Source organism: Streptomyces hundungensis (genome assembly GCF_003627815.1).
GTDB lineage: Bacteria > Actinomycetota > Actinomycetes > Streptomycetales > Streptomycetaceae > Streptomyces > Streptomyces hundungensis_A.
In genome coordinates this window covers 742,180-757,642 of sequence record NZ_CP032698.1, presented here as the reverse complement: position 1 = coordinate 757,642, position 15,463 = coordinate 742,180, and the positions used below count along the sequence as shown (strand labels likewise).

The window sequence follows — 15,463 nt, the reverse complement described above, 5'->3', positions numbered from 1 at the left end:
TGCGGGGTGATGGACCGCCTTCCGCAGTGTGCTCGGGCGGACAGAGAGTCTCGGCCGACCGGTGTCTCCATCTCGCCGTAGGGGGTGTGAGGCCCGGAGTGCGGGGCACCCAGCTTTGTGAATCCGTAACGTTGGATATGTCTGGCTTTAGAGGCTTTCTTCCGTTCGCGCTCCACGCACCGAGGAGACCAGAGTGACCGACCAGAACCCCATCAAGGCAGCGGCGAAGAAGATCGCGGACACGCTCCGCGACGGAGGCGGCCCGCAGGACGGCGTCCCCGGGAAGCCGGCCCCGGCCTCCCCGACGGTCGAGGAACCGACCGCGCCGACCGAACCGCTGCCGCCCAAGGCCGACCAGCAGGGCCCCGAGACCGTGAGCCCCACCGGTCAGCCGACGGGGGCGGAGCAGGCCCGGATGGCGCAGAGCGGTGCGTATCTGACCACCGCTCAGGGCGCGCGGCTTTACGACACCGACCACTCGCTCAAGGCGGGACCGCGGGGCCCGGTGCTGCTCCAGGACCACCATCTGCGCGAGAAGATCACCCACTTCGATCACGAGCGGATCCCGGAGCGCGTGGTCCACGCCCGAGGCGCGGCTGCCCACGGCGTTTTCCAGGCGTACGGGAACGCCTCCGAGGTCACCAAGGCGGCCTTCCTCGCCGAGGGCGCCGAGACCCCGGTCTTCGTGCGGTTCTCCACCGTTCTCGGCTCGCGAGGTTCCGCCGACACGGTGCGCGACACGCGAGGTTTCGCGACGAAGTTCTACACCGAAGAAGGCGTCTTCGACCTGGTGGGCAACAACATCCCGGTCTTCTTCATCCAGGACGCCATCAAATTCCCGGACATCGTCCACGCCGCCAAACCCCACCCCGACCGTGAGATCCCGCAGGCCCAGAGCGCCCACGACACGTTCTGGGACTTCGTCACCCTGCACACCGAGGCCACCCACCACACGCTGTGGAACATGTCCGACCGCGGCATCCCGCGCTCGTACCGGACGATGGAGGGTTTCGGCGTCCACACCTTCCGTCTCGTCAACGCCGAGGGTGTCAGCACACTGGTGAAGTTCCACTGGAAGCCCAAGCTGGGGGTGCACTCCCTGGTCTGGGAGGAAGCGCAGATCGCGGCGGGGGTCGACCCCGACTTCCACCGGCGCGACCTCGCCGACGCCATCGAGGCCGGCGCCTTCCCGCAGTGGGAACTGGGCATCCAGACCTTCCCCGACACCCCCGAGCAGACCTTCGAGGGCATCGATCTCCTCGACCCGACGAAGATCGTCCCGGAGGAAATCGCACCGGTTCAGCCGATCGGTCTGCTCACGCTGAACGCGAACCCGTCGAACTACTTCGCCGAGACGGAACAGGTCGCCTTCCACGTCGGCCATCTCGTCCCGGGCATCGACGTCACCAACGACCCACTGTTGCAGGGCCGTCTCTTCTCCTACGTCGACACCCAGCTCACCCGGCTCGGCGGCCCCAACTTCGGCCAGCTCCCGATCAACCGGACCCACGCTCCCGTCAACGACATGCTCCGCGACGGCATGCACCAGACCGCCGTGCACCGCGGCGTCGCCCCCTACCGCCCCAACAGCCTCGACGGGGGCTGCCCCTTTGTCGCCGGAGCGGACACCGGAGCGTTCATCGAGGTGCCGGCCCCGGTGGCGGCGAGCCGCAAGGTCCGCGAGGCACCGGCTTCGTTCGACGACCACTTCAGCCAGCCGCGCCAGTTCTGGCTCAGCATGACCCCGCCGGAGCGGGAGCACATCATCGCCGCGTACACCTTCGAACTCGGCAAGTGTTACGAGCAGTCGATCAAGGAGCGCGCGCTGCAAGTACTCGCCAACATCGACTCGCACCTGTGCGAACAGGTCGCCGCCGGCCTCGGGCTCCCCGCACCCGCCGCGACCGGCCGGCTCGCCGACCCCGAGCCCAGCCCCGCTCTCTCCCAGCTCGGACAGATCTGGCCCGGCGACGGCCGGATCATCGGGATCGTGGCCGACGCGGGCGCCGACCTCGACGGGGTCACCTCCGTACGCGAGGCGGTCCTCGGCGCGGGCATGGTCCCCCTGGTCATCGCTCCCGCCGGCGGCAAGATCGGGGGCGGCGATGGCGCGGTCACGGTCCAAAGGACCTTCGCCACAGCGCGCTCGATCGAGTTCGACGCGATCCTCCTGGCCGGCGTCCCCGCCGTGGGTGCGGACGCCTTCCCCGCACGGGACGCGAAAACGGACGCCACCCCCGCACCCACCGACCCCCGGCTTCTGCTGCTCCTGAACGAAGCCTTCCGCCACGGCAAGGCCATCGGCGTCTGGGCCGGCGCCGACGCCGTCCTGCCCGGCGCGGGCATCCCCGCCGACGCACCCGGGGTCGTCCTTGCCGACACCGGGGCCACCGCCTTCGAACAGGTCAGCCAACTCCTGGGCGCGCACCGCGTCTGGGAACGCTTCCCCGCCGGGGCCTGACCCCTGGGCGCCGCGCCCGGCAAGGGCGCGGCGCCACCCCCACGGTCGCGGGCCACCCTCATGAATGCGGCGCCACCCCCACGGATGCCGACGGCACAGAATGCGCTCGGTGGGTGCGTGTCCGCGGCGGGTCCGGGTAGTCGGCTTGGCGGCAGTGCCATCGGGCAGTGCTCTTGGCAGTGCTTTTGGCAGCGATACGGCGGTGCTCCTGGCAGTGAGATCGGCAGCGATGTTGGCAACGATGGTGCGCAGAAACCACGACGTACGAGCGCCCGAGTAGCGGAACGAGGCAGTTCGATGAGGCCAGTGCAAGCCATGCGGTCCCATGGCGGTCACCTGAGCGCGATGATCGGCTTCACCGGGTACGCGGCCGGGTGGGCCGTGTTGCATCGACGGCGCGGACGGCCTCTGCCTGCCGCACCCGACCCCTGGGACCTTCTCCTCACCGCGGCGGCCACGTTCCGGCTCAGCCGTCTCATCGGCAAGGCCACGATCACGCGCCCGCTGCGGGCCCCGTTCACCGAGGTGGACGGCGACGGCGCCCCCGCCGAGCTCAACGAAACCCCGTGCGAGGAACCCGGCCGCCACACGCTGGGCGAGCTGCTCAGCTGCCCGTTCTGCCTGAGCGTATGGATCGTGACGACGTTCACCGGCGCCCGTACCGTCTGGCCGGAGGCCACGCGCACGGTGACCGGCGCGCTGACCGCTCTGGCCGTGGCGGACGCCCTTCAGTTCGGCTACACGACGCTGGCCGAGCATTCAGAACACTGAGCGGTGTCCGCGCCGGGGAGGGGAGGGGGTGGGGTGGGCACTTCGGCACGGTGCTCGTCTCCGGGGCCGGTATTCCGGGGCGTGCCCGCTGCCCCCCTCCAGCGCGCGATACTGGCCTCATGCTCGTGGATACGGTGCGCACACGACTCGGATCCGCCCTCTTCTCGCGCGTGGCGGGACCGGACGGCCCCGCCAACCGAGCCCGTATACATGACACGCCGGGCCCGCGCTGGTTCGCCCCGGACTCGCCCGTGCGGACGGTGCACGGCGACGCCTCCATGTTCATAGGCGGCATCGCCGCCCTGCTCCTTCAGTCCCTGCACCCGCTCGCCATGGCCGCCGTGGCCGGCCACTCCGGCTACAAGGGTGACCCGTGGGGCCGCCTCCAGCGCACCAGCACCTTCCTCGCCGTGACCACCTTCGGCGCCGCGGAGGACGCCCAGGATGCGGTCGACGAGGTGCGCGCCGTGCATGCCCGGATCCGGGGCACGGCCTCCGACGGACGTCCCTACCGTGCCGACGACCCACACCTCCTGACCTGGGTGTACACCGCCGAGGCGTACTGCTTCCTCGCTGCCCATCAGCGGTTCGGCGCCCACCCGTTGGACGAGGAGGGACGCAACCGGTACGTCGGCGAGGCCGCGCGGGTCGCCATCGCGCTCGGGGCCGAGGACACCCCCGCCGATCTGCCCGCGCTGCGCCGCCGCCTGAACACCTGCCGCCCCGAACTGCGCGCCACCCCCGCCGCGCGTGAGGCGGCCCGCTTCCTGCTGCTGACCCCACCGCTGCCCTGGGCGGTCCGACCCGCATACGGGGTGCTCGCCGCAAACGCGGTCGGGCTGCTGCCCCGCTGGGCTCGCCGGGAGCTACTGCTGCCGCACGTTCCGGTGGTGGAAGAGACCTTCGTACGACTCGGGGGCCACGGGATGACCCGTGCCATCCGATGGGCAATGCGCCCACCGACCTGACGGGCCCTCGGCCTGAGCGGTTCTCTGCTGGTGAGCAAGTGCTGGAGGTCGGCCTGGCTGGGCCGACCGTCCAGATCGTGTCCGGGTGGAAGCGGCCGAGGAACTCCTCGGGTCACCCCGTTTCTGTGGGGGTGCTCCGTTCGCACTGTTCCCGCAGACGATGGATCTTGGCTTCGAGACGCCTTCGCAGCTCGGGGTCGAGGGTCCGGTCGGCGGCGTGGCCGAGTTCTTTGACTTGAGCGCGCATCTGCTCCAGGCGGCGCACCCCGAAATCCTTTGGGCTGCTCATGAGTCCTCCAGGGTCGTGAGGAGCGGGGTGTGTTCAGGAAAGCAAGAGCAGCGTCGGAGCGCACCCCGAACGATCACGGAGTGTGAGTATCGGGGTGAGGCGAAGGCGCGCGGCGGGTTCGGCATCGGGGGCCGGACGGCGGCCAGGTGAGTACCGCTTGAACCTGGTGCCCGCAGCGCACGCCCCGGGGAGTTCCCCGTTCGTAGCGATCGGCCATACGACAACGTCTGCCTCCCGGGCCATCGTGGCCAAGCAGGCAGACGTCACGCCAACTCCCCGATCGAGCCGTAACGCCCTTATGGGCGCGGGAAGTTGGGGCGGAGCGCTAGAAGCTACAAATGATCATCCCCGCGGCCGCGCCGCCGATCATGCCCAGCACTCCTCCAACCAGGATGCCGCCCGGGCCGGTGACAACGCCCCCGGCAGCCCCGCCTGCCGCTGTGGCCAGCGTGTTCTTCGCGACGCACTTGTCCCAGTCGTCGAGCTTCTTCAGGTGGTCCTTGTACTTCGCGAGCTCGTCCGCCGAGCACCGATGCCCGTTGTACTTCTCGCATCCGTCGTCCACGCGGTCCTGCGGCTGCATCAGGGCTCCACCGGACGACTTCACCTTCGCCGGCGCCGCCGCGTTGGACGACGGAGGAACGAACGCGCCGGGGCCGTTCATCGTGATGAGCGGCGTCGTTTCCGTGCCCTCGATCGAGGCGCCCGGCGCGTCCTGAAGGGTTTGCGTGACCGCGTTCCCGTTCACCGACACCTTGTAGGCGTGGCTCTTACCCTGAGCGTCGATGACCTCGCCGGGCTGCATGGTGGCGATGGCGTGGCCCGTGCCGTCCACGATCTGCACGGCGCTGCCGTCGCGGTAGGACGCGAGGTGCGTCCCCTGGGGCAGATCGGTGTACGTCTTGCTCGCGGTGGTGGCGTACTTGTGCGTCTCCGCCTCACCCGTCACCGGGTCTTCGCTCGGAGGGGTCGCGCCCGGAGGCGTCGTCCCGGTGTGCGCGACGTACATCGTGGACCCGGCAGGCGAGTCCACCACGGGCACTGTCACGGTCGCGTCCGCGGTCCACGGGAAGCGTCCCGCGTCGAACGTCCAGGTACCCGTGACCTTCTTTCCGACCGCCGCGAAGTCGACCCAGCCGTAGTTCTTCGGAGGGACCGTCACGATGACACCGTTGACCTGCGCTTCGTCCGAGGTGTAGGTGATCGTGGACGACATCTGGGAGGAGATCATCGTCTGGATCGGCACGGAGATGCCGGCCGACACCGAAACCCCGGCCGAGAGGCTCTGGGACCAGCCGCTGTGGTAGATCGTGGTGAATACCTGCGCGACCTTTTCCGACGTGTCGTTGTACCAGACCGAGGACGCCTTCACGCGCGGCAGTACTTCCAGCGGGCCTTCGGACTTCTGCGTCCACGAACACGTCGAGGTGTCCTTGGTGCACAGCTGCGAGTAGTAGTCCAACGCCAGCTTCAGCGCCTCGGGCGCCTTTGCCTGGGACACCGTCCACGCCTGCGTAGAGGATCCGTCACAGGGGTTGGGCTGCGCCAGGATGCCCCACAGGTGCAGTCCGCCCCGGTTGTCCAAGCAGTAGTTGTTGTCGTCGCGCACCAGCATGAACGTGCCCGGTTTGCCATTGACGGGGTGGAAGTGCCAGAGCTGGCCGTCCTCCGTGTCGCCCACGCCGCAGGACCGTTGCGTGAGCGGCTGGGTGGAGTAGAGGCACTTGCCGGTGTTGGTGTTGGCGACACGGAAGGCGCCCGTGCCCGCGGGAATCAGGCGCCAGTTCGTGTAGTTGGTGCCGTCGGGGGTGACGGAGATCTGTGCTCCGTCACCGGTGCCGGTCGCGTTGAGGGTGCCGTCCGGATTGCTGAACGTCCAGGCACCGGAGTCGGCCGCCTGCGCGGCGGTCGCGGTGGCGACAACGCCGGAGGCGAGCATGAGTAAGGCAAGTAACGGCGCCGCTAATACCGCAATCACAGTTATGGGGTGTGTCCGCGTTGTTTGTAGTGGCTGTCGCGGGCACGTGTCTGGCTGAGTCTTCGCCAGTGTGACCAGTGCAGATGGTGGTGGATGGTGAGGTGGGCGGGGTGGAGAAGGTGGCCGATGAGGCGGCGTATCTCCGCTACGGACAGCGGTATCAGGCCACCGCTGTTTCCCCTTTTGAGAGTTCGCAGGCGCGGACGGCGGTGAGGGCCGCGAGGGCGGCCATGGCCAGGGTGATGTGCCGGTACCAGGCGTGGTAGAGACGGACTTGGTAGTGGTCCAGGCCGCACTCGCCCTTCGCGGTCTGGAAGCATTCTTCGACTGCCCAGCGGGCGCCGGCCACCCTGACCAGGTCTTTCAGCCGGGTAGCGACGGGGCCGTAGCAGACGTAGTAGGCGAGGTCCGTGGGGTCTTTGAGGCTCCGGCGGGCCAGGACCCAGTGGCCGTGGCCGTTCTCCCACCAGATCCGGATCGGGATCCGCGCCCACTGGTACATGCGCTCGCCATGGGATCCCTTCCCGGCGGACAGGCGCTTCCACGCCTGCGGCGCGAGACCGGTGACGAGGTCGTCGACACGGCGTTCACCCATGCCGCGGGTGATGACGGTGTCGCTGGTCTTCACGCACATCACATGGCTGATGGCCCGCTGTTCCATCCAGCACCTGAGGGATTTCGACTGTCCGTAGGCCTCGTCCGCGGTGACCCACGCGAACGGGACGCCGGCCTCCACCGCACGAAGGAGCATGGCCTTGAAGTGCTCCGTCTTCGTCGCGAACAACACCTCGTCCGGAATCCCCGCGTCCCGGCACCGCTCACGGTCGTCCGTCCACGAGGCGGGCACATACAGCTCCCGGTCGATCAGAGCCCGGCCTTTCGGCGAGGCGTAGGCCAGAAAGGTGCCGACCTGGCAATTTTCCGTACGTCCAGCCGTTCCGGAATACTGCCGCTGGACGCCGGCCGAGCGCACACCCTTCTTCAGGAAGCCAGTGTCGTCCCCGATCAGGACGCCGTCCTTGTCACCGATCGTCTCCACAACGTAGTCCCGCACATCGTCACGGACTGCGTCCGCGTCCCAGTCCGCCTCGCCCAACAGCCGCTGCATCCCGATCGGCAGCCGGTCACCAGCCCGTTCCGCCAGAGTCCAGCCGTTCTTCCGCTCCAATGGAGCGATCAGGCCTCGCATATACGCAAGCGCCCGCGCACGAGGCTCCGACCTCACGAAACGCGACGCGAACCTGGCATGTAAACCCGCCAGCACCCCGTCCCACTGCCCAACCAACCCCACCCCGAGCTCAGCCATACACCAACTCAACCACACACAAGTGTGATTGCAGTACTAAGAGTCGGCCGACGCTCTTGAGATGTCTTCGCATGTGACTTCCTTAGTGAGGCTGTGAACTTCCCGGGGAGCAGGGCGAGTCGCCGAAGGCCTCAGACACTTCGTCCGACCCGGCGTTTGTTCGTGATCTCAGCTACAGGTGTTGCAGTCCTCACTCGGCGAGTTTACGAAGACCGATGAAATCGGGATGAACGGCGTTGACCGCGCTGGACTGGGGTATCGGCGGCAGTCTCCTGCTGCAATCCCAAGTAGCTCCAGCGCACGCCATGCCGGGCATGCGGGTCCTCCCGCTCGCTGTGGTGCACCACCCTCAGGCCGTGGCCACGCGCGAGGTCGACCGTTTCGCGCACCGAAACGTCGAACATCCGCCGGCCGGCCGGGACGGGGCCGTGTCGCAGGGACAGGACTACGCGTCCTTCGCGAGCCAGCATGTCGGTGATGCTCTTCATCGCCAACGCCCGCTGGAGCGCGTCCAGATGCATCCATACAGCCGTCAGAAGAATCAGGTCGAACCGCTGGGCGCGACTGCGAAGCATCCGCATTTCGGGCAGCGAATCATCGACCCACTCGAACTTCCGGTCACCATGGATCCGTTGACCCAGGGCACGGAGTTCCGCCGTAGGTTCAGCGGCGACGACCATGTGTCCCTGGCGGGCCAGTGCGGCGGCATCGCGGCCGCTGCCTGCTCCGATGTCGAGGATCGCGCTGGGTCGCACGGGGAACAGGTGCAGTACGTCGCGGTGGACATCGGCGAAGGAGACGCTCTCGTACTGCTCGACCAGCGTGTCCGCGGCTTCGCCATAACCGGCGGTACTGGAAAGGGGCTTGGTATCGGTCACCCGCACAGGTTACGGAGTTGGGCGTCGGGGGCCGGATCCGCAGAGATGCAGGCAATTCCACTACCCGGCTCGCCGATTGCCGCGCCCCGGCGGGGCTCAGGCCCAAACGCGTAAAGATCCCGTACCTCGCCGCCGCGAACTACGCGCCCGGCGAACAATCCCTCATCCCAGCGCACCTCATCCCACAGTGGTGCCCATGTTGAACCGAGTAGCCGTCCTGTCCGACATCCACGGAGTGCTGCCCGCTCTGGAGGCCGTGCTCGCCGAACCAGACGTAAGGGCCGCCGATCGCATCGTGCTGACCGGCGACATCACCGCCGGCCCGCAGCCCCGTCAGGTCCTCGACCTGCTGATCGGTCTCGGCGACCGCATCGTCTGGATCAGCGGCAACGCCGACCGTGAACTCCTCGAATACCGCCGTGGCCAACGCGATTCGATCCCCGATCCCCTTGCTCCCTGGGCCGCCGAACAGCTACGCGAAGACCATCTCGACCTACTCGGCCGGCTGCCCCGATCGCTCTCCTTGCCCGTGCGCGGCTTGGGGGAGGTGCTGTTCTGCCATGCCACCCCGCGTGACGATGAAGAGATCGTCCTCGTGGACTCACCCCTCGAACGCTGGCAAGAGGTCTTCAGCGAACTCGACTCCGATATTCGCACCGTGGTCTGCGGACATACACACATGCCGTTCGTCCGCCTCGCCCACGGCCGACTCGTGATCAACCCCGGCAGCATCGGCATGCCCTATGGCCGGGCGGGAGCCCACTGGGCGCTGCTGGGCCCCGGCGTCGACCTACGCTCGACCAGCTTCGACGTGGAGGCCGCCATCACCCAGGTCACGCAGGACTCCTCCTACCCCGAGATCGCCGAGTGGGCCGACTACTTCCTTCGCGCTCGGGCAACCGACGCTGACGCTCTGGGAATCTTCGCGCCGCGGGGCGGCCACAGTGATGCGCCGTGACTGGTGCGCCACAACGGGCCACACAGCTGACGCAAGTACCGTCACCGCCCCCGAGCAGCTCGGCGAGCAGCGCGCGGATGCGTGTCTCGATCTCGTTCCTGATCGGGCGGACGGCCTCAATGCCCTGACCGGCGGGATCGTCCAGCTTCCAGTCCAGATACTGCTTGCCCGGGAAGACCGGGCAGGCGTCCCCGCAGCCCATCGTGATCACCACGTCGGACGCCTGGACCGCCTCGGGGGTCAGTACCTTGGGCACGTCGGCGGACAGGTCGATCCCGACCTCGGCCATTGCCGCGACGACCGCCGGATTGACCGTCTCGGCCGGCGCGGACCCGGCCGAGCGGGCCTCGACCCGGCCGTCGGACAAGCGGGTGAGGAAGGCGGCAGCCATCTGTGAGCGTCCGGCGTTGTGTACGCACACAAACAGCGCCGACGGCCGGGCGGAGACGGTTTCGAACGCGGTCTCGGGCACGGTTTCAGACACTGGGGGAACCTTCCTCGACGGGGGCCAACGGGTAGGCCACCGGGTCGGGTTGGGGGAAGAAGCGACGGGCGGCCAGGGCGACATAGACCAGCGCGATCAGCACCGGCACCTCGATGAGGGGACCGACCACGCCGGCCAAGGCCTGGCCGGAGGTCGCGCCGAAGGTGGCGATCGCCACCGCGATGGCGAGTTCGAAGTTGTTGCCCGCGGCGGTGAAGGCCAGCGTGGTCGCCCGCGGATACCCCAGGCCCACGGCCTTGCCCAGCGCCATCGACCCGGCCCACATGACGGCGAAGTACACCAGCAGCGGCAGCGCGATCCGCACCACGTCGAGGGGACGGGAGGTGATCGCCTCGCCCTGGAGGGCGAACAGCACCACGATCGTGAACAGCAGCCCGTACAGGGCGAACGGGCCGATCCTCGGGAGCAGTTGCGTCTCGTACCAGCTCCGGCCCCGCGCTTTCTCGCCCAGCTTGCGGGTCGCGAAACCGGCGATCAGCGGGACGCCGAGGAAGATGAGCACGCTGCGGGCGATCTCCCACACCGACACGTCCAGCGCGGTCTGCTCCAGACCGAGCCAGCCGGGCAGGACGGAGAGGTAGAACCAGCCCAGGGTGGCGAACGCGATCACCTGGAACACCGAGTTGAGGGCGACGAGCACGGCGGCGGCCTCGCGGTCACCGCAGGCGAGGTCGTTCCAGATGATGACCATGGCGATACAGCGGGCGAGCCCGACGATGATCAGCCCGGTCCGGTACTCCGGCAGGTCCGGCAGGAAGATCCAGGCCAGGGTGAACATCACCGCAGGGCCGACGAGCCAGTTGATGGCGAGCGACGGAACCAGCAGTCTCTTGTCGCGGGTGACCGTGTCGAGGCGGTCGTAGCGGACCTTGGCCAGCACCGGGTACATCATCACCAGCAGGCCGAGCGCGATCGGCAGCGAGACGCCGGTGACGGTCACCTTCGCCAGTACGTCCCCCAGGCCCGGCACCAGACGGCCGAGACCGAGGCCGGCGGCCATGGCCACGAGGATCCACACGGCCAGGAAGCGGTCCACCAGCGAGAGTCGCCCGGCCACCGAACCCGTCGGGGCGGCACTCGGCCGGGTCACGAGGCCGCTCCGGCCGGTTCGCTCGGGGAGTGGAGATCGGCGGCCTGCGGCCGGGTGAGGACCGCGGCGAGCTTGTCCGTCATCGCGGGCAGGGGGCGGTAGTACACCCAGGTCCCGCGCCGCTCGGAGTCGATCAGTCCGGCCTGCTTCAGGAGCTTGAGGTGATGGGAGATCGTCGGCTGCGACAGATCGAAGGCCGGGGTCAGGTCGCACACGCAGATCTCCCCGTCCTCCTGCGAAGCGATCATCGACAGCAGGCGGAGACGGACCGGATCACCCAGAGCCTTGAACACCTTCGCCAGTTCTTCGGCCTGGTCCTGTCCCATCGGCGCAGTCAGCAGGGCCGGGCAGCAGGCCGCCCCGTCCTGGCCGAGCACCGCCAATTCTTGTTTCGACATGCTTCTATGTTGACAGGCCTCGATTCAAGTCGCAAGCTTGCATCGAGAAACGTCAATGCAGCTCCATCGGGGCCGTGCCCCACGACCAAGGAGTCACCGCCATGACCGAGCCCCACATCGACCTCCGCGAGACCGTCCGCCGACGTTACGCCGCGGCTGCCGTGCAGGTCACCGAGGGTGGAACCACCTGTTGCGGGCCGCAGGCCATCGAGGTCGACGACAACTTCGGCTCCACCCTCTACGCCGCCGACGAGCGCGACACCCTGCCCGCCGAAGCCGTCGCCGCCTCGCTCGGCTGTGGCAACCCGACCGCCGTCGCCGACCTCCACGAGGGCGAACGCGTCCTGGACCTCGGCTCCGGCGGCGGCATCGACGTCCTGCTCTCCGCCCGTCGCGTCGGCCCCACCGGAAAGGCGTACGGCCTGGACATGACCGAGGAGATGCTCGCCCTCGCGCTGGCGAACCAGAAGAAGGCGGGCGCCACCAACGTCGAGTTCCTCAAGGGCACCATCGAGGCGATCCCGCTCCCCGCGAACACGATCGACGTCGTGATCTCCAACTGCGTCATCAACCTGTCCACCGACAAGCCCGCCGTCTTCGCCGAGATGATCCGGGTCCTCAAGCCCGGCGGCCGGATCGGCATCTCCGACGTCGTCGCCGACGACGAACTCACCCCGGCCCAGCGGGCGGAGCGCGGCGACTACGTCGGCTGCATCGCCGGGGCCCTCTCCTTCGGGGAGTACCGCCGAGGCCTCGAAGCCGTCGGCTTCACCCACATCGAACTTCGCCCCACCCATGCCGTCGCCGACGGCATGCACTCCGCGATCGTCCGCGCCACCAAGCCCATCACCAGCGACGAGTCCGGGTCGAGCACGGCCGGCGACTCCTGCTGCGGCGTCACCGCCTGCTGCACGACCGCCGAACAGGCCGACGACCCGAACAGCACCGTCGCCGAAGCCAAGAGTGCATCCGGCTGCGACTGCGCCTGACGGCAGGCGGGCGCCCGCCCGTCGCGGGCGGTGCTCCGGCCCGGGCGGGATTGAGGGAATCGGGGTTTGGCCGGCCGGCCCGGCGATACCGTGGTGGCACACGACAGATGACCGTCCAGGAGCCCCGGATGAGCCAGCAACCGGCCCCCGCGCCCGCCCGCCAGCCCCTCGATGAGCATGCCGCCGAAGCGGCCCGTGCGTACGCGGCCGCGGAGCGCGCCAGGACGGATGCCCTCGCCTCGGTCCTGGAGGACATCGCCGCCCACGGCTACCCCTCGCCCGAGTCCGGCGTGCCGTGGGAAACCGCGCGGGACGCCCACCTCGCCCGCGTCGTGGACGAGTAGCCGCATGTCGCCTGATCAGGGAGCGCGCCGCTCGCGCGTCGTCATGGTGGAGCCCGCGCTCACCCAGCTGGCGAAGCTCAGCGCGAGCGAGACGCACCGCTTGGACCGCGCGATCGTAGCCGTCAGCGTCAACCCGGAGCTGGGCACCGAGGTGCCGGGCACCCTGCTGCGCGACTACGCGGACGACATCGACGCGGTCCGCGTGATCTATTACGTCACCGCCCTGAGGACGATCACCATCGTCGCGTACGTCGAAGCCTGACGCCCGCGCCCCTGTCGGGGAGTGTCGTCGAGGAGTGCCGTCCAGGGTCTCGTGTTTTGATGCGTGCATGGAGACGTGGCCTGGTCGTCCTTATCCGCTCGGTGCCGTTCACGACGGCGCCGGAACCAACTTCGCCCTCTTCTCCGAGGCGGCCGAACGGGTGGAGCTCTGCCTGTTCGACGACCGGGGCGCCGAGAGACGCGTGCCGCTCACCGACGCCGACGGTTCGGTGTGGCACGCGTATCTGCCGGGGGTCGGCCCCGGGCAGAGGTACGGCTATCGGGTGCACGGGCCGTACCGCCCTTCCGAGGGCTTGCGCTGCGACCCGGCGAAGCTGCTCCTCGACCCGTACGCCACCGCCGTCGACGGGCAACTCGACGGCGACCCCTCGCTGCTCAGCGCCGACCCGGAGAACCCCGGGACGCCCAACGGCCTGGACAGCGCCGGGCACGGGATGTTCGGCGTCGTGACGGACCGCAGCTTCGACTGGGAGGGGGACCGGCGCCCGGGCCACCCCTACCACGAGTCCGTCATCTACGAAGCTCACGTACGTGGTCTGACGATGCGTCATCCGAGCGTGCCGAAGGAGCTGCGCGGCACCTACGCGGGCCTCGCGCACCCCGAGGTGATCGACCACCTCAAGGAATTGGGCGTCACCGCCGTGGAGTTGATGCCGGTGCACCAGTTCACGCAGGACGGCTTCCTCGTGGACCGCGGCCTGTCGAACTACTGGGGCTACAACACCATCGGGTTCTTCGCGCCGCACAACGGCTTCGCGGCGGCCGGCACCCGGGGGCAGCAGGTCGTGGAGTTCAAGGAGATGGTGAAGTCCCTGCACGCCGCCGGGATCGAGGTCATCCTGGACGTGGTGTTCAACCACACGGCGGAGGGCAACGATCAGGGGCCCACACTGTCGTTCCGGGGCATCGACAACGCCGCCTACTACCGTCTCGTCGACGACGACCCGGCGCACTACTTCGACACCACCGGTACCGGCAACTCCCTGCTGATGCGGCATCCGAACGTCCTCCAGCTCATCATGGACTCGCTGCGGTACTGGGTCACGGAGATGCGCGTCGACGGCTTCCGCTTCGACCTCGCGGCCACGCTGGCGCGTCAGTTCCACGAGGTGGACCGCCTTTCGGCCTTCTTCGACCTGGTCCAGCAGGATCCGGTGATCAGCCAGGTCAAACTCATCGCCGAACCCTGGGACATCGGGGACGGCGGCTATCAGGTGGGCAACTTCCCGGCCCTGTGGTCGGAGTGGAACGGCCACTACCGCGACACCGTACGCGGCTTCTGGCGGGGCGACGACGACACCCTGGCCGACTTCGCGTCCCGGCTCACCGGCTCCTCCGACCTCTACCAGCACGACCGGCGACGGCCACGTGCGAGCGTCAACTTCGTGGTGGCACACGACGGTTTCACCCTGCGCGACCTCGTCTCGTACGACAGCAAGCACAACGAGGCCAACGGCGAGGACAACCGGGACGGCGCGGACGACAACCGGTCCTGGAACTGCGGGGTCGAGGGTGAGACCGACGACCCGAACGTGCGGGAGCTGCGGTCGCGCCAGCAGCGCAACCTGCTCGCGACCCTCCTGCTCTCGCAGGGCGTACCCATGCTCGCCCACGGCGACGAGTTGGGACGCACCCAGGGCGGCAACAACAACGCCTACTGCCAGGACAACGAACTCTCCTGGGTGGACTGGGAGTTGGACGACGAGCGGCGCGGGCTGCTCGACTTCGCCCGGCGCGTGGTCGCCCTGCGCCACGCCCACCCCGGGCTGCGCCGGCGCCACTTCCCCGTGGGCCCGACCCCGGACACCCCGCCCGAGCGCGCCGAGGTGGTCTGGTTGCGGCCCGACGCGTGCCAGCTGGACGACGACGACTGGAAGCGCGGCGACGCACACGCCCTCGCGGTGTATCTGTGCGCCGACAAGCCGATGGAACGCGACGCCCGGGGACGACCCGTCACCGACGACACGTTCCTGCTGCTGTTCAACAGCTACCGGGAGCCCATTGACTTCCGTCTGCCGCCGGCGGCGTTCGGCGAGGAGTGGCAGCTGGTGTTGGACACGGCCGACCCGGCGGCGGACGCGGACGGCGCGCCGATCACGGCGGAGGCCGAATTCCCGATGGAGGCCCACAGTCTGCGGGTGCTGCGGCGCGATCGAAGGGAGTGACGGCCGCGGCAACGGCTCGTCGAACCAGCCAACCGGGCCGGCCATGCCATGCGCGGTGGCGTGGTCCAGTATGAACTCCCG

Annotated in this window: 14 protein-coding genes and 1 pseudogene; 8 read left to right on the top strand and 7 right to left on the bottom strand. The window is 68.8% G+C overall.

Annotated elements, in window-relative coordinates:
• Nucleotides 1–193 precede the first annotated feature (193 nt).
• The 3 genes from DWB77_RS03435 to DWB77_RS03425 all read left to right on the top strand — a co-directional run bounded on the left by DWB77_RS03435 (nt 194) and on the right by DWB77_RS03425 (nt 4,200).
• Complete coding sequence (locus DWB77_RS03435; protein WP_120719814.1) at nt 194–2,461, top strand: catalase; 2,268 nt, start codon at nt 194–196, stop codon at nt 2,459–2,461.
• 297 nt (nt 2,462–2,758) lie between these two features.
• Complete coding sequence (locus DWB77_RS03430; protein WP_120719813.1) at nt 2,759–3,232, top strand: DUF1360 domain-containing protein; 474 nt, start codon at nt 2,759–2,761, stop codon at nt 3,230–3,232.
• Nucleotides 3,233–3,351: 119 nt separating this feature from the next.
• Nucleotides 3,352–4,200 carry an oxygenase MpaB family protein gene (locus DWB77_RS03425; RefSeq protein WP_120719812.1) on the top strand — a complete coding sequence of 283 codons (849 nt, stop codon included), beginning with the start codon at nt 3,352–3,354 and terminating at the stop codon, nt 4,198–4,200.
• Between the two features lie 112 nt (nt 4,201–4,312).
• On the opposite strand, the gene DWB77_RS37570 is transcribed toward DWB77_RS03425, so the two are convergent.
• From DWB77_RS37570 to DWB77_RS03410, 4 genes are all read right to left on the bottom strand, one after another.
• Nucleotides 4,313–4,489: a DUF6381 family protein gene (locus DWB77_RS37570; protein WP_162952393.1), complete on the bottom strand. Its 177-nt coding sequence runs from the start codon at nt 4,487–4,489 to the stop codon at nt 4,313–4,315.
• Nucleotides 4,490–4,814: 325 nt separating this feature from the next.
• Nucleotides 4,815–6,428, bottom strand: coding sequence for an RICIN domain-containing protein (locus DWB77_RS03420; protein WP_120719811.1), 1,614 nt, complete (start codon nt 6,426–6,428; stop codon nt 4,815–4,817).
• A gap of 199 nt (nt 6,429–6,627) precedes the next feature.
• Nucleotides 6,628–7,773, bottom strand: coding sequence for an IS701 family transposase (locus DWB77_RS03415; protein ID WP_120719399.1), 1,146 nt, complete (start codon nt 7,771–7,773; stop codon nt 6,628–6,630).
• Between the two features lie 203 nt (nt 7,774–7,976).
• On the bottom strand, nt 7,977–8,651 hold the full coding sequence (locus tag DWB77_RS03410) for a class I SAM-dependent methyltransferase (RefSeq protein ID WP_246033388.1): 675 nt from the start codon (nt 8,649–8,651) through the stop codon (nt 7,977–7,979).
• Between the two features lie 196 nt (nt 8,652–8,847).
• Between DWB77_RS03410 and DWB77_RS03405 the strand changes: the two genes are divergently transcribed.
• Entirely contained in the window at nt 8,848–9,609 is a 762-nt protein-coding gene (locus DWB77_RS03405; protein ID WP_120719809.1) for a metallophosphoesterase family protein, read from the top strand.
• Nucleotides 9,610–9,661: 52 nt separating this feature from the next.
• Here the strand turns inward: DWB77_RS03405 and DWB77_RS03400 are convergent.
• The 3 genes and pseudogenes from DWB77_RS03400 to DWB77_RS03390 form a co-directional block, all read right to left on the bottom strand.
• Nucleotides 9,662–10,000, bottom strand: a pseudogene (locus DWB77_RS03400) (arsenate reductase ArsC); the annotation flags it as partial.
• A gap of 85 nt (nt 10,001–10,085) precedes the next feature.
• On the bottom strand, nt 10,086–11,204 hold the full coding sequence (arsB, locus tag DWB77_RS03395; RefSeq protein ID WP_120719808.1) for an ACR3 family arsenite efflux transporter: 1,119 nt from the start codon (nt 11,202–11,204) through the stop codon (nt 10,086–10,088).
• On the bottom strand, nt 11,201–11,602 hold the full coding sequence (locus DWB77_RS03390; protein ID WP_120719807.1) for an ArsR/SmtB family transcription factor: 402 nt from the start codon (nt 11,600–11,602) through the stop codon (nt 11,201–11,203). The genes arsB and DWB77_RS03390 overlap by 4 nt, the downstream gene beginning before the upstream one ends.
• Nucleotides 11,603–11,703: 101 nt before the next feature.
• On the opposite strand from DWB77_RS03390, the gene arsM reads away from it, so the two are divergent.
• The 4 genes from arsM (at nt 11,704) to glgX (ending at nt 15,382) form a co-directional block, all read left to right on the top strand.
• The gene (gene arsM, locus DWB77_RS03385; protein WP_120719806.1) at nt 11,704–12,591 is read left to right on the top strand and encodes an arsenite methyltransferase; all 888 of its coding nucleotides are present in this window, start codon (nt 11,704–11,706) and stop codon (nt 12,589–12,591) included.
• A gap of 128 nt (nt 12,592–12,719) precedes the next feature.
• Complete coding sequence (locus DWB77_RS03380; RefSeq protein WP_120719805.1) at nt 12,720–12,935, top strand: hypothetical protein; 216 nt, start codon at nt 12,720–12,722, stop codon at nt 12,933–12,935.
• Between the two features lie 4 nt (nt 12,936–12,939).
• A complete protein-coding gene (locus DWB77_RS03375; RefSeq protein ID WP_120719804.1) occupies nt 12,940–13,197 on the top strand; it encodes a hypothetical protein in 258 nt (85 codons plus the stop codon).
• 67 nt (nt 13,198–13,264) lie between these two features.
• Complete coding sequence (gene glgX / locus DWB77_RS03370; RefSeq protein WP_120719803.1) at nt 13,265–15,382, top strand: glycogen debranching protein GlgX; 2,118 nt, start codon at nt 13,265–13,267, stop codon at nt 15,380–15,382.
• Nucleotides 15,383–15,463: the final 81 nt, after the last annotated feature.

Bases quoted from the DNA above. Each gene is read 5' to 3' on its own strand.
- DWB77_RS03430 (WP_120719813.1), top strand. From the start codon at position 2,759: ATGAGGCCAGTGCAAGCCATGCGGTCCCATGGCGGTCACCTGAGCGCG.
- DWB77_RS03425 (WP_120719812.1), top strand. From the start codon at position 3,352: ATGCTCGTGGATACGGTGCGCACACGACTCGGATCCGCCCTCTTCTCG.
- DWB77_RS37570 (WP_162952393.1), bottom strand. From the start codon at position 4,489: ATGAGCAGCCCAAAGGATTTCGGGGTGCGCCGCCTGGAGCAGATGCGC.
- DWB77_RS03420 (WP_120719811.1), bottom strand. From the start codon at position 6,428: ATGCTCGCCTCCGGCGTTGTCGCCACCGCGACCGCCGCGCAGGCGGCC.
- DWB77_RS03415 (WP_120719399.1), bottom strand. From the start codon at position 7,773: ATGGCTGAGCTCGGGGTGGGGTTGGTTGGGCAGTGGGACGGGGTGCTG.
- DWB77_RS03405 (WP_120719809.1), top strand. From the start codon at position 8,848: ATGTTGAACCGAGTAGCCGTCCTGTCCGACATCCACGGAGTGCTGCCC.
- DWB77_RS03390 (WP_120719807.1), bottom strand. From the start codon at position 11,602: ATGTCGAAACAAGAATTGGCGGTGCTCGGCCAGGACGGGGCGGCCTGC.
- arsM (WP_120719806.1), top strand. From the start codon at position 11,704: ATGACCGAGCCCCACATCGACCTCCGCGAGACCGTCCGCCGACGTTAC.
- DWB77_RS03380 (WP_120719805.1), top strand. From the start codon at position 12,720: ATGAGCCAGCAACCGGCCCCCGCGCCCGCCCGCCAGCCCCTCGATGAG.
- DWB77_RS03375 (WP_120719804.1), top strand. From the start codon at position 12,940: ATGTCGCCTGATCAGGGAGCGCGCCGCTCGCGCGTCGTCATGGTGGAG.
- glgX (WP_120719803.1), top strand. From the start codon at position 13,265: ATGGAGACGTGGCCTGGTCGTCCTTATCCGCTCGGTGCCGTTCACGAC.